The sequence below is a fragment of the Chryseobacterium soldanellicola genome, from assembly GCF_900100115.1.
Lineage (GTDB): Bacteria > Bacteroidota > Bacteroidia > Flavobacteriales > Weeksellaceae > Chryseobacterium > Chryseobacterium soldanellicola.
In genome coordinates, this window is the sequence record NZ_FNKL01000003.1 from 828354 (window position 1) to 842870 (window position 14517).

Below are 14517 nucleotides of genomic sequence, written 5' to 3' on the forward strand. Positions count from 1 at the left end.
TCTTTAAATCACCGCCACAGCTCCCGCAAACTTTGCATAGTTCACTGTTACGCCATCATCCAGATCAAAAGTGATTTGAAGATCGGCCAATTGTTTTAAAACTTCATTATACTCTTTGAGCTCAATCATTTGCTTTTGCAGACTTTCAAACGTTTTGAGTTCTGGTTTAGACAAATTGGCTTCGTTTTCTTTAAACACTTCGTATTGATTGCGCAGGTATTCCTGATGTGGATGCAGGTAGTTTCGCATTATTTTTTGTACAGTATAGCCATCCATACGGTGCATATAAACCAATACGCGGAAAGCCGCGGTTTGCGGTTTTTTAGGATTGGAAGAGAACAACCAATAGATAGGTTTTTTCTTGTATTGCGTGCCGGAAATATGGTAAGGCCAGAATTTCTCGGTCATCCATTTATCGAGCTTCATACCCAACGCATCGTCTATAAAGTTTAGGTTTTGAGTATGGCTTTCTTCTCCGTAGATACGGTGCAAGATGTCTTCTGTTCGTTTTACGGCATCATCCGGAAATGCGCAGGCGGCACCCATCAATGGTAAGATGGCATCTTCATCTATTTGCATGGTAAAAGGCAAGGCGGCTTCTGAAACTTCATAATTTGCCAATTCTTCTTCTGTTGGGTTTGGATATGCAATGTGTAAACCTTTTTTGTCTAAACGGTAACGACCCAACATACAACCTACCAAATACGACAGCAACTGACTGATGACCATCTCTTTCTGAACAGGCAAAACTACCGCTTCTCCCACTCTATAAGCAGGTTCTAATTGCGTTAACTCATCTGCTTTTAACTCATCCTGCAAAATGGTAATGTCTTTTAGGGCTACTTCTGGCGTAAGCTCATCCTGCAAACCGTAGATGCCTATAAAAATACGGTTGAGTTCTTCTTCATTGCTATGCAATTGGAAAAATTCTTGGCTAACCTTTCCTTGCCAGGTTTGATACGCCAAAGACAGCGATGCCTGCTGCTGTGCCAACAAAGGATTCTGCTCAAAATCCCAGGAAGTTTCTCGGGAATCCCAGTCAGTTTTGGAGATGGAAATTGCATCACTAACATAATTTTTAACATCTGAAAGATCTTTCGGTGATTCAATTAGCAGAATCTTAGAAATATCTCCGGGTTGGAAATTTAAAGTTGGTGCTAAAAACTCCAAATATCTTTTCGCAATTAATGAGTTTGTTAATCCTGCGAAATATTCAATATTATCATTAGCAAATAATGTACATCCACCATTATCAAACAGACTACCGATTGGCGAAAATCTTGTACTAAATCCTCCGCTTGAAATTGTACTCCAAGTAAATCCTTCTCTAAAATAAAATGATTGATTTCTAATTGTCGGCTTCTTTTTCTCTAGAATTAGTCGACTTTTTATTTCTTCGCCATCATTCTTCCAATTAATTAGATATTCACGATTTCCATACCATTTTCTATAACCTCCTCCTTTATTATAAGGAAACCATTTAAGATTTTTGTTTAATGAAAATACTGATGAATTTTTCAATGAAACTTCTGTCCATAATTTGAGAAAAAGGTCATTTTCTCCTGTGTCAAGTCCTTTGCGAGGAAAAGCGGAAGAACCTAATAATTTTCCTTCAGAATAAATATTTTGTTCTCTTTCACTTACCCAATACGCAATCGGGCTTCCCGGTATTTTTTCAAAATTGGTTTGGGGAATTCTTGCAAACCGACCATTATTTTTTTTAGGAAATTCAAAAGGTATATTTGGTATTCGATCAACATCATCTATAGTCAAATAAGAATATTCACCAATTTTCACTTTTTTACTTTTTTCTAAAACTAACATTGCAGTGCCAAAAGCTATTCCCAGTATATGCCAACCAAAATGACCAAGACCAACAATTGAATATTTTTCGATTATAGATTTTCTTAAATTTTCGTATGATGACAAAAACATCCAAGATTCCATTGTGATACAGCCCATTCTTGCATTGTCTTTCACAAAACACATCATTTGCTCCATAAACACAGCAAACAAATCCGATTTAGAATTGGGATAGTTTTTTACAAGATAATCCTTCAAAGTCCCATTCATCGATTTTTGCCCCATGTACGGCGGGTTGGCTACCACGGCGGCGTACTGCTGGGTCAATACCAAGGCTACTTCTACATAATCTTTCAGGTACGTCCAAATGGCTTGTTGCTCCAGATCTAAAGTTCCGGCTTGGCTTTTTTGCTGCCAGGTTTGGTATTGTTGTTTCAACACCGCAATAGCTTCTTCGGGCAAAGAAAGTTTCAGGGCAGAACCTATGTTTTTGCCTTGGCGCAGCTGATCTATGGTTTGGTAAATTTCTTTTACATATTTGTTGTTGGTAAATGTGGCAATATCTTCGCTCACAAAACCGTGTTCTTCAGGAAAAGCATACACATGTGGCAAAACCGCCAAAGTATTGCCCAGCAAGGTTTTTCCTTCTCCTCGGGCAGCGGTTTCCAGCTGCTGTGCAGCTTTTAATAAAATGGCAAAACGGGACAACTGCATCGCGCGGTCATCCAGATCCAGACCATACAAATTGTTTTTTAAAATGCTTTCTACGGCTTGTTTGGCGCCATACCCTTGCTCGCGGTACATTTTGTAGAGCCACTCAAAACCTGTGACCAAAATATGCCCCGATCCGCAAGCGGGATCTATGAGCGTGAGTTGGTTAATATCGTCTATCAATGGGCTGTTGCCATTGGTTTCGTTTTCTACCAAATACTTCATTTGGCTTTTGAGCTCAGAGTTTTCCTCGTAATCCAGATAGATTTTCCCCACGGTATTTTCTACCATATAGTTTACAATCCACTTGGGTGTAAAAATCTGGGTAGCGGCAGGGATGTCTTCGGCTCTTGCTTTTTTGTTGGCTTTAAAACCTTTGAAGACTTCATCTTTACGGTCGGCAATATAAAACTGGTACAGCCAGCCGATGAGTTCTACATGTGTAAAATCTTCCGCAGAGATATTGGCTTCATCATTCAGCATCGCTACAAAACCGTCTGCTGTAAGCAAATCATTAGGTATTAAAATTTCGGTATAGTCATCCAAATGCCCAAAAACTTCTTTCAGCAAAGGGTGCGTGTTGCAATATTGGGTAATGAGAATGGCAAAAGCTTTTTCGTCGTCATTTTGCAAAAGTGCTTCCTGCAGGCTGGCTTTCTGCGCAGCGTTGGTTACCGCGTGTTGTCCGGCTTTTGCCTGTTGTAAAATCATTGGCACCAAACTCCCATCCTGAAAACGCAATACCCGATCGATGAAGTTATTTTCTTCTAAAATCTTGATGGCCGCCAAACGGTTGAACCAGGTATAGGCGGCTTCTTCTGTTACATCTTTTACCGATTCTTTGGATTTTTGAATTTTTTCTTTGAGTTTTTTCCACTTGGGCACGCTGGTCACATCATTGTACACGGCACCACGAAAGGTAAAACCTCCGGGAATAGCTTCGGGCTCTGCCGTTACAGCGCCTTTGTCGTCAAATCCCCAAAACAATAATTGGTTGGCAACGCCCTTGTACAATTGAATTCTCGCTTGTTTGGCGAAAGATTTTATTTTGTTGGTGTTCATTATTTCAAGAAAATTTTACCGTTTTTACCCAGTTCTACCATGAGTTTATTTTTCAGTTTTTCTACCAGCTGATCTACTTCTTCGGCAGAAGAAATGGTTTTACCGGCGAAGGTTGACGAAAGATTGATGGTTTCCAGTTTTGAGCCGTATTTTTGTTCATCGCCACCACCTTCAGAGACTTGGATTTTGATGACTGTGTCTGCAATAGTTTTCAGGTTGTTCAATCTGAAATCGTCTTTTTTGTATAACTCCAAATCCAGGAAATTCAAATCTTTGGACTTTTGCAAACGGTTGATGATGTACTCCCGCTCCGGAATGGAATTGGGTGAAAGATTCGTTTTTTTAATTTCCGTTTCCAGCTCGTCAAAAATCTCATTATAAGCTGCTATTGCGTGTTGTCTGTACTGATCCAGCAAAGCTTCCTGAGCTTTTTTCAAATCTTTGTACATCTTGCGATAGGTTGGGAAATCTAAAGCCGGTTGTGTTTCGTTATTCAAATACACGTTAATTTCTTTTACACGCTCTTCATACGTTTCGCCCAATTTTTCGAGGTTGCTTTTTTCGGCACTTACAAAGTTTCTGATTTCGTTGTAGCTGCTAAAATTATTGTCGATAAAATCTTTAAGGTCGGCAAAAGCATCTCTTTCGGTTTGTAAAGAGCTGCTGTTTTCTAATAATTTCTGAATGAGTTTATCGTTGCTTTTGATCTCTTTGATTTCAGTCAGTCTTTTGAGGAAATTTTTCAGGGTTATAGTAAAAGGATAACCTTCGTATTGCTCTTTGTACCGATTAATTTCGATGAGATTTTTACCCAGAAACTCGTGGAAATCGCTGAGCATTTCGGCAACAGTTTGGCCTGATACGAAAGAGTACGTTACAAAAATATTTTTTACCGCTTTCTTAAATGCTTCAATATCTTCCTGATTGTATTCTTTAGAGGATTTTACCTCGATGCTGTTTCTGGAGCTGCTGTTGATGGCTTTGTCGAAATACTGTTTCAGCTCCATTTCATCATTCAGATAAAATAAGGCACGGTGTTTCTTCTTAACAATATTAAAGACAATGTGTAAAGTGGCAATATCTTTCCAGCCATAAGGTGCTTTTTCAAACAGTTTTACAAGGTCTGAAAGATTCATCTCGTTTCCAGATTGTGAAATTTTGTTGTTTACTTCTGCTTCTGCGAGATCCAATTCATTGTCTATTGTTGGCATTTTAATGCTTTTCTCAATGGCCGATTGTAATTCTGTATTGGATTGCGCAAAACTTTCACCCCATTGATTGTATTTGTACAATGATTCTAAATGTTTACTGACCATTTCCTGATACCTTGCTGCGGGATTCGCAACGCCAACACCATTGGCAGGAATAACTCTTTGTGCCGAAGTAAAAGATACATGAGACCACGCTTTTTCAAAACGTAATTGCAAATCTTTAAGCAGTTTTGCATTGTTTTGAGAAAATTCTTCCAAGGTTTTCACTTTTCCACCAGTAGCCGTTGAGCGGTTGTCTTCCAGATATTTGGTTGTTTTGCAATAGGTTAAAAAATCTTTTTTAAACTCTTGATCGGTATTGAACCATTCGTTGATATTGATATTGAGTTCATTGGCAGCGACATTCAAAGCCTGATGCTCTGGATCAGTGGGATCATAGACCACAAATTTAATTTTAAAATCGCCTCCGGTAGCTTCTTCTTTATCGTCCACCGAAATGTTGACTTTAATATTTCGGTTGCCCAATTTTACTGAACTTTCTGGTCTCAACGATTTTCTGATCATTTGTTCGTAGAAATACTTCAGACGAGTATTGGCATTCACTTCTGTTTGAGCAATGGTGTTGGCAACTTTAATACCTTCATCGTCTAAGAAACGGTATTTACCTTCTGATACCTGAACGATGTTTTTATCCACTAAAATATCTAAAACTTTCTGTACGCTGTTTTGAAGCTCAGCTTTCACGGTTTTTACTTCATTCAAAAGAAGCAACGAGATATTTTCTACAGTAGCCGGAAAACTGATGCTGATGGCTTCTTCTAAATTAGAAACCATAAACAGCACATTGATTACTCGGTAGGCAAACTGTTTGATTTCCGTATCAAAATCAATGCTTCTCCCTCTATCAAGAATGGCTCTGGCTGAGTGAGTGAGATTACTTTGAAGATTCTCATTGAAGAAATTATCGAAAGAAATAAAATAGCCGACTTCTTGTTCGCTTTGTTTTTGAGCGGTAAAATGGGTAATTCCTAAAATGGCACGTTCGGTATTTTTTACGCCTTCTCCTACAAATCCCACTTTAGAAAAAGAAGAAAACACATCAGAAATCAACCTAAATTGGTAAGGAATAAATGGATAGGCTAAGTAGAAGTTTTCAGCGTCGGCATAACTTTGATAAAGCGAATGCCCCAACACAAATTGGTTTTCGATAGCACCTTTATTTTCTTTATAATATTGAGTTAAGGCTTTGGTTCCATCCGTACTTTTTTCTAAAACTCTTTTTTGGGTAATGTATGCCGCATCTTGCGAATCCAATGAAATAAGTGTTTCGAAACGCCCAATAATTTTGCCAAACCCATCCGACTTTTTGCCGGTTTCAGTAACCAAATTACCTAAATCTTGCTGTGCAGTACAAACCACCCAAACTTTATTATTGAGGTGCTCTCCGAAACCTTCTACAATGGTTTGTAAATTAAGCAACAAATCTGTGTTATTGCCTATATATTGAGAGACTTCATCCATTAAAAACACCAAACGAAAATCTTCGGGCTGAGATTGGATGTATTCTTTGAGTTCTGCAACCAATTCTTCAATCGTAAAATCGCGATCTGATCTAATGGCACTTCTAAGCGCTTCTTTATCGATATCCGCATCAAACTCTGCAACGACATCAATAATTTTAGCTAATTTTAATTGAATGTGATTGGTGACAGTTTTAGAATTCCAACGCTCACCTACCACTTCTCTTACTCTATCTTTAAAAGATTGTAGTTGACCTTTTTGATCCAAACGCTTTTCAATAAGCATTGCTACAGCAATATTGGTTTTATTGTAACCTCTTTTAGCATTGAGCTCATTGAATAAAATACGCGTAATTGTATTATTATTTTTGATGTGTTGGGAAACATAATCAATATTGAAAATAATTTCCTGAACTTCTAATTTGTCTAATTTATTTTCAATCAACTGAACGTTCGACAATGTCACTTCGCTCAGTTCATCAAGTTGTTTAGAATTTTTTAATACTTCTTTATAGCTCTCAAAGGCTTCTTTCCGAGTTGCACGATTAAGACAATAAAATAAGTACTTTATAAAATGTGATTTACCACTACCGTAATATCCACTAATCCAAATCCCGGTTTTACCTTCCTTTTTATTAGCAATGGCATTGATAAATTTAAAAAGGTTGCCAATTATATCAGTAGTAAAAACATATTCCTTTATTTCTTGGTCAATATAATCTTTATCCAATTGTCCTACTACAACAGCGGGATTTATATGACGATTAATATCTCTTGCAAAAATTTCTTTTAATTCCATAGTTTAGTTATATGAATTTATTTAAATGGTTGGCACGATACACATTATCATCATTAAAAAGACTAAAAAGTGAATAATTAGCGTTTTTAAAATCTCCTGGGTAAAATGCAATTAGTTTAAAGTTTTTGGTATATTTTTCTGTATTCTTAAGCAAGGTAGAGAGACGTAAATAAGGAAAAACAGAACCAAAACCGTGTAAGAAAAGATAAACTCTGTCGGTTTGTTGTTCCTTAAAATAAGCTTCGAATTTTTGTCCAATGAAATTCATAAATTGGTCGTCATTGGCTTTTTCCTGTATAAACTCTAGCGAATCTTCGTAATTATCTTGTTCTAAGTCTAAGATAGAATCAAACAATGAAGTCCCTGCAAATGTACTTTCTTTCAGATAAATAATAAATTCTTTGTAAATATTAATAACAAGACAATTTAAATTATTTGAAGGTCTTTTTAGTTTTTCATTAAGTAAGTCTATTTGCTCTCGTATTTGAAACTCCTTTTCGGCAGGATATGTATAAATATAAACTGGAAAAAATAATAATCCTGTATCAGGATCTTTAAAGTCTTCACTTGATAAGAGTTGAAATATTTTATCTATTGTTGTTTGTGGCATTTTGTCAAAAATTACTGAGTGATTAATAAACAGTTTAGAAACCAAGCATCCCCGTTTTTGTTTAAGGTATTTATCATTTCCTCCGAAGGAAAAATCTGACGAATTTGACCTTTTTCTAACATACCAATCTCTTTTAACATTTTTATAGTTACCTGTGAAAGTTTATACTTAGTTTTTTCCGAGATACTATCCAAGTTTTCTTGACTTAGCTTTTCTGATAAAAAATATTCGAAATCATAAGTCATTACATCGTAATCAAATCTTTTCCATTTTATATAAATCACTTCTAATAAAAACTCAACAATAATAGGATAACATTTACAAATAGCGAGAAGAAGAATGATTTTCTGGTCACTTTCTTCACTTCTGATAAATAATTCTAAATAATCTGTATTTAAAAAACTAAATCTTTTGTCAAGTTCAGATTTAATTTTTTTTCTTGATCTTTCTGAATTTGTTGATAATTGACTACTAGATACATTTTCTGTTTTCATCAAATATTTAGTAATTGATGAAATCGAGTAAATATATTCCTTGGATTCTTTATATAAGAGAGCTCCAGTAGTGAAGCCTAACGAGTAATTCATTTTTATTTACTTGAATTCAATAATTCTTTTACATCAACATCCAAAAGCTTTGCTATTTCTAAAAAAGTTTCCATAGAAGGTTGAATTTCATTTGTGACCCATCGTGAAATTGTGACGTCACTTTTACCTAATTGTTCGGCAAGCCATTTATTGGTCTTGCTTTTTTCAGCAAGAATTACTTTTAATCTATTGATTTTCATTGGATGTTATTTACTTAACATTTGGTGTTAAATTTAGATAAAAAAATCTATCAATAATATATTTAGAAAACAAAATTTTTATTTTAATTTAGGGACTTTTTAAAAACAGTAAATTTAAAACCAACCTTTATTATTTCTAATACTGATTTTAACGCATTCTATCATTTTCACAAAATAAAAAATCCTAACACTCGTCAGGATTTTTTATTTTTAATTTCTTTAATATCGTATTTCTTATCTAGGATCGGTTCGTCAGGAAGAAAATCCTTAATAGAGCACCCTAATGCTATTGCAATTAGATTCAGATGGATTAAATTATATTTTGCTTTTTTAGATGGGGCTTCTATCTGTGAAATAAATCCAATATTCTTCCCAATAGATAGAGAGAGTTCCTCTTGGGTAATATTCTTTGATTCTCGTATTTCTTTAACACGTTTTATAACATATCTTTCTATTTCATCTAATGATTCATTCATAAATCAAAGTGAATGAAAAACATCAAAAAATATTATGTACTATAGTACATATTTTGAAAAATATTTTTATATTTGTAAAATAAGTTATTGAAATGTAACTTTGCGATACTTCAAAGAAATATAGAAGCTATTGCTTAGAATCTCGAACTGAAAACTGGTAATTTTTAATATGCGAGAGGATAAGTAAAGTAGCTCACGACCTAGGCGTGAGCTCACTTATCTGCATATAAGGTATACCAGTGCCCCAGTTCGGATATGTTGAGTTTCACGCCATTTATTTGGAGGCAAGATGTAGTGAGATAGTGCAGAAAGTGGTACAGATAATTCATTCGGACATCTAAGCAGTTTCTTTTAGCAATCATTAAGCTGAAAAAATACTGCTTATGAAAAGAACAAACTCTCTACCCCGAAAGCTCACCGATCATCAGTTATATGAACTGCTGAAAAAAGGTAATCCATCCTCATTAGAACATATTCATTTTCGGTACAAAAGACTTCTTTTCTGGATCGGAAAGCAAATGCTCGATGATGATTTTGTTGTAGAAACTTTGGTTCAGGATACATTTCTTAAACTCTGGCTACGCCGTGATTCCATTGAAACTCCAAATCATATTCTTGGCTTTTTACGGTTTGTTTTGAAAAGAGACTGCATATCATATTTCACTGCTCCGAAAAATAAATTCGCCCGCTTAACGGCTTCACTTGAAAGTTTTGAAAATTATCAGGATTATCTTATTGGATATGATCCTCTGCAAGACAAAGAACATCTTCTTCGTCAGGAATCTGATCAAAAAGATTTTGATGAAGTCAATAAGGTCTTAAAGGTGATAAACCCCAAAAGAAAACACTTGATCGAGCTATGCCTTCAATATGGCTTTCAGTACAAACCCATTGCAGAAGCAATGGGAAGTAATGTTAAAGATATAAGCAATGAGGTAAGTAGAGCAATAGATGACTTAAGGAAAATCTTAAAAAGAAATTCTCTTGAAGAGTCACCGATTAAATCTCAGAAAAATGAGGTTCACCAAGTTGAACTCAGCAGTCAACAAATTGAAATTATCAACAGAAGATTTGAACAGAAATCTTCATTTGCAATGATTGCATTAGAACTCAAACTTTCTGAGAAGGAAGTCCATCGGGAGTTTCTTTATGCTTATCAATATTTGCAGAATCGAAACAAACCTGAAATACATATTTGATATGGAAAGATCTATGATGACACTTACCCGAAAAATTCAGTTGCTGATTGATGTTACGTCTGATCAAAAAAATGAAATGTGGGAAAAACTCTATAGATATCAGAACCGATGTTTCCGAGCTGCTAACTTAATAGTCTCCCATCTATACGTTCAGGAAATGATAAAGGATTTCTTTTACTTCACAGAAGAAATTCAATACAAGTTGGCCGATGAAAAAAAAGATCAGATGGGAATGTTTAACCGTTCGAAAACTGGCACTACAGCACGAATGGTTTATGACCGATTCAAAGGTGAAATCCCGACAGATATTTTGGGAAGCCTTAACAATACAATTCAATCAACTTTCTCTAAAAACAAAGCAGACTACTGGCAGGGAACAAAATCATTGAGAAACTATAAAAGAGATATTCCAATACCACTGCCTGTTAAATGCATCAGCAAAATGAGATATGACGAAGAAACGAAAGCGTTTTGTTTCAATATGTTTGCGATACCTGTCAAAACATATTTAGGAAAAGACTACACTGATAAGCGAGTGATTATGGAACGCCTGCTAAAAGAAGACATAAAGCTTTGCAACTCACAGATCCAATTGAAAGACAGAAAAATCTTCTGGCTTGCAGTTTTTGAATTTGAAAAGGAAGAGCATATTTTAAAACCTGAAATCATTGCTGAAGCTTCCCTGTCTTTGGAACATCCAATAGTTGTAAAAGTCAATAATGTCCGAATTAATATAGGATCAAAGGAGGAGTTTTATATCGTCGATTGGCAATTCAGGCAAGTCAAAAAAGGATTCAAGACGGCATAGCCTATGCCCGTTCAGGAAATGGAGCTAAACGCAAACAGAAGGCATTGTATAAAACAGAGAATCTGGAAAGCAGATATGTAAGTCATCGGCTTCACCTATACAGCCGGAAACTTATCGATTTCTGTATCAAACAACAAGCTGGCACACTTGTTCTCAAAAATCAAGAGGACAAAATTGGAATTGCAAAGCAACAGGAATTCGTGCTTCGTAACTGGAGTTATTATGAGTTGCAGACCAAAATAAAATACAAAGCTGAAAAAGCTGGAATTGAGTTGATTATTGGATAGCTGAAAAAATAACGAGGGTGCTTGTACACCCGCAGGGTGAGGTCTTGAACACTCACTAAATACTTTAGAAGTATATACAACGGCGTGGGTTTTTTTTCAAAAAAATAAGAACGTGAACCTTCTTGAAATCAACCGCTAAACCCCGCATTTTGCAAAACCTATGTTATGTGCAGTTTTTATATAAATTTAATTTTTTACTAAAATCAGCTTCAATGACTTTGTTTTGAGTGTTATTGAATGGCTCAAGAATGCAAACCGTTCTATTTTCGAACGGCGAATCATTTATGTAATCAACAATTAAATGAGGAGTATTATTATTATATCGATCTCCAATTTCGTCTACTTGTAATATTCTGTCAAAATGAATTGATTTTAATTCTATATAAAAGCCTTTGTTTTTATCTTCCAATTTATTCCAAATTTCCCAAGCTTTATTATGATTTAATTGATTTTCATCTTTCTCATAATTAAAATCAAATATTTCTGGATAGCGTAAAAATGCACTGTCATAAATATCAATATAATCCCATTCCTCAGTTTCCCAATTTATATAAGCATAATGTTTTTTAGCAATTACAGTGATACAATTAAATGGCATATATTCATATGCTTCGTAATATCTCCATAATGGTTTTTCTCCATTCAATTTTGGGTAGTTTATAACATTAGCAGGGCGAATAAAAATAATTTTATGTTTAATACTTGATAAATCTGAAATATGTTTTATCAGTTTCCTTTTAGTGGCTAATTGGGAAGATAAATTTGACTTAATAGAACTTCTTTTTTTCTGTAAAGAAATACCAAAATACGCGAATAATAAATGGTCATATTTTGGTAGAAAAAGTAAGTCTTCTATTTCTGATTTCCCAAATATGTAAAACTCTTTTATTCCAAGCTCATTTAGTTTGTACTTAAAAGTATCACGTGCTTTTTTTGAAAAATTAGTTGAAGCTGCTAAGATATAACCATACGGAGGTAATGCTTGCTTTATTATATCATTTTCAATTATACTTTCAACTTTTTTTGGGGAAATAGCTTTCTCACGCTTACATTGAATTATCCAGACTCTTTCCTTAAGTATAAATTTATCATCATAATTATCATCATCATAATTATCTGCTTCCTCAAAATTATTTTCTATTGCTAATATATCGATACCATCATCGGAACCAAGTTTACCAGTTGCTTCGATTGATTTCCAATCTTTAAAATCATACATTAATTGCCGAATTAGATCCTCAAATCGATGTGGTTCTAAATCTTCAAAATGTATTGGATTAATTGTCCTTGTAATCATATTGGAATAAAATTGCACATAACGTTTCGGGGCTTTGCGATGGTGGAGCAAAAGCAAAAATCTTCAATTTTGCACAAAAGCTGAATCGAAAAAATATCGTTGAAATTTGTAGTTTCGTCCCACTATTTTAAAACCGTTGTTAGCTACTGGCAATATTTGTGTTTGCTTTTAATATTTCACTCCGTGTTACTCTTGCGTTTCTACTATTCGTACCTGCATACATATTAGCATAATAGATTGCAAATTCATTTGTGCTTCTATCAGATGATTTATTCTCTAAAACATTTACCTCGAATTCATTTAAGTCTTCAATCAAGTCTTCTATTTGTTTGCCACTCCAAAGTAATTCACAAACCAACGTAAAGTAATTTGATTTTCTATACCATATCGAGTCAGGAGCTAGGTCGCTTTGATTTATTGATAATATAGTTCTTATTAAGTTATCTCTCATTTCGATGAATCTTGGATATTCATCATTGAATTGTGCTATATACTTTTCAACCTCATTGTCAGCTGGGAAATATCCACCTTCTTCAATTGTAGCCATAATAAGAAGTAAAAAGTGAAGATCAGCCATTCTTGTCAGTTCGCTTTCACTGAATATTGGCACTTTAAACTCAACATTTTTGAAATGCTCTAATACATCTTTCGCACATTTAATGAATTGACCATCATAGATAGCATTATTAATCTCGATTGCATTTAATGTAAATTTGGTTGAGTTAATCCTTTGAAATATCTCAATCATTATTTCTGGATTTACGTCTTTCAAATCTCGAACTGTAACATCATAATTTAAAAAATCCGTCTTATCCTGGCCGGATAGATCAGCGAACTTTGGAATTCGTCTTTCAAAGTTATGGGTACCTTCAATATATCTTTTAATTGTAGTTAACCTTTGCTGACCATCTACAACAACATTTTGTGTAGAAAGTGTTTCTAAGTCAATTCCTTTTTGCGATATATATATTTCAGGAAACGGATAACCTTCTAAGATTGTCTTAATAAAATTCTCCATATGTTCTGGTGTCCAAACAAATCCTCTTTGAAACTCCGGTTGCAGAATTAATTCATTTCTTTGAATTTTTCCAATTAGGTCGGAAATTGTCTTTTTATCTGGTTGTGCTTGTATTTGCCTTGCCATATTTATTGTTTTATTTCTTTTTGCAATTGAGCTATACTGCTCTGATAGTATTTTTCTGCGTATGCTTGATTTTTAAATAAACCAGCTTTTACCTTATAGTTTCCAACTTCTGATTTTCCGTATGAAATTGTTTTAAAAAAATTATCCCATCGTTCTCTTATTTCAATGAATTCAACAGTGTTTGAAGGTAATAAATCAGGTCTCATCCAACCGGTGCTAAAGTATTTTAAGAACTTAATGTATTGATTGTACTGATCCTTCCGTAAAAATATTTCGCGGTATCTTAACTTATATGTATAATCAGAAATTAGCTCAAAGTACTGTTCAAATAGTGTCTCATTACATATCGTAACATCAATATCGGATTCAAATGAAAACTCTGTAAATCTATATGGACTAAATCCGAATCTAGATGACCCAACTATATTTATGTCTGTATATCTAATGTTAAATTGGTCGGCTATTCTTTTAGAGAAATTGTAATAGTCTCCATCTCTTTCACGAAACACAAAAGGTGTTCCGTTGAAAAAATTCCTTTGAACAAAAGTTGTCCTTTCAATTTCAGTAGAAATTGCATTAAGTTCTGCTTTAAATTCTTCTAAGGTCATTTTATCGTTGTTGTGTTATTTTGCTTGCAGCTAACTATTGGATTTACAAATTGTGTAAATCTGATTTATATGACTTGCGTAAAGCCATTTCTACTGCTAATATAAAATTAATTTTGAAGACTTTATTATCAATTATTTATAAATATTTAATTTGGATTGGCGAATGTTTTATTTCGAAAATTATCGCAGATAAAT

At 34.3% G+C, this 14517-nt stretch carries 10 protein-coding genes and 1 pseudogene; 2 read left to right on the plus strand and 9 right to left on the minus strand.

The genetic code is table 11. The features are described 5' to 3' along the window. Positions 1–3 precede the first annotated feature (3 nt). From pglX to BLT04_RS13275, 6 genes are all read right to left on the minus strand, one after another. Positions 4–3576 (minus strand): BREX-1 system adenine-specific DNA-methyltransferase PglX, encoded by a 3573-nt coding sequence (gene pglX / locus BLT04_RS13250; protein WP_089756259.1) that lies wholly within the window; start codon positions 3574–3576, stop codon positions 4–6. Beyond that, the gene (brxC, locus tag BLT04_RS13255; protein ID WP_089756260.1) at positions 3576–7106 is read right to left on the minus strand and encodes a BREX system P-loop protein BrxC; all 3531 of its coding nucleotides are present in this window, start codon (positions 7104–7106) and stop codon (positions 3576–3578) included. The genes pglX and brxC overlap by 1 nt, the downstream gene beginning before the upstream one ends. Before the next feature lie 7 nt (positions 7107–7113). Further along, a complete protein-coding gene (locus BLT04_RS13260) occupies positions 7114–7716 on the minus strand; it encodes a BREX protein BrxB domain-containing protein (protein WP_089756261.1) in 603 nt (200 codons plus the stop codon). Between the two features lie 11 nt (positions 7717–7727). Beyond that, complete coding sequence (locus BLT04_RS13265; RefSeq protein ID WP_089756262.1) at positions 7728–8303, minus strand: BrxA family protein; 576 nt, start codon at positions 8301–8303, stop codon at positions 7728–7730. 2 nt (positions 8304–8305) lie between these two features. Further along, a complete protein-coding gene (locus BLT04_RS13270; RefSeq protein WP_089756263.1) occupies positions 8306–8503 on the minus strand; it encodes a helix-turn-helix transcriptional regulator in 198 nt (65 codons plus the stop codon). A 194-nt stretch (positions 8504–8697) separates the two neighbouring features. After that, on the minus strand, positions 8698–8979 hold the full coding sequence (locus BLT04_RS13275) for a helix-turn-helix domain-containing protein (RefSeq protein WP_089756264.1): 282 nt from the start codon (positions 8977–8979) through the stop codon (positions 8698–8700). A gap of 383 nt (positions 8980–9362) precedes the next feature. Between BLT04_RS13275 and BLT04_RS13280 the strand changes: the two genes are divergently transcribed. Further along, complete coding sequence (locus BLT04_RS13280) at positions 9363–10178, plus strand: RNA polymerase sigma factor (protein WP_089756265.1); 816 nt, start codon at positions 9363–9365, stop codon at positions 10176–10178. 1 nt (position 10179) lies between these two features. Continuing rightward, a pseudogene (locus tag BLT04_RS13285) lies at positions 10180–11273 on the plus strand (hypothetical protein). Positions 11274–11436: 163 nt separating this feature from the next. Here BLT04_RS13285 and BLT04_RS13290 read toward each other — a convergent pair. The 3 genes from BLT04_RS13290 to BLT04_RS13300 form a co-directional block, all read right to left on the minus strand. Next, a complete protein-coding gene (locus BLT04_RS13290; RefSeq protein ID WP_089756266.1) occupies positions 11437–12570 on the minus strand; it encodes a restriction endonuclease in 1134 nt (377 codons plus the stop codon). A gap of 139 nt (positions 12571–12709) precedes the next feature. Then, positions 12710–13714, minus strand: coding sequence for a DUF262 domain-containing protein (locus tag BLT04_RS13295; protein WP_089756267.1), 1005 nt, complete (start codon positions 13712–13714; stop codon positions 12710–12712). 2 nt (positions 13715–13716) lie between these two features. Then, positions 13717–14322, minus strand: a complete 606-nt coding sequence (locus BLT04_RS13300) for a hypothetical protein (protein ID WP_089756268.1) — start codon at positions 14320–14322, stop codon at positions 13717–13719. Positions 14323–14517 lie beyond the last annotated feature (195 nt).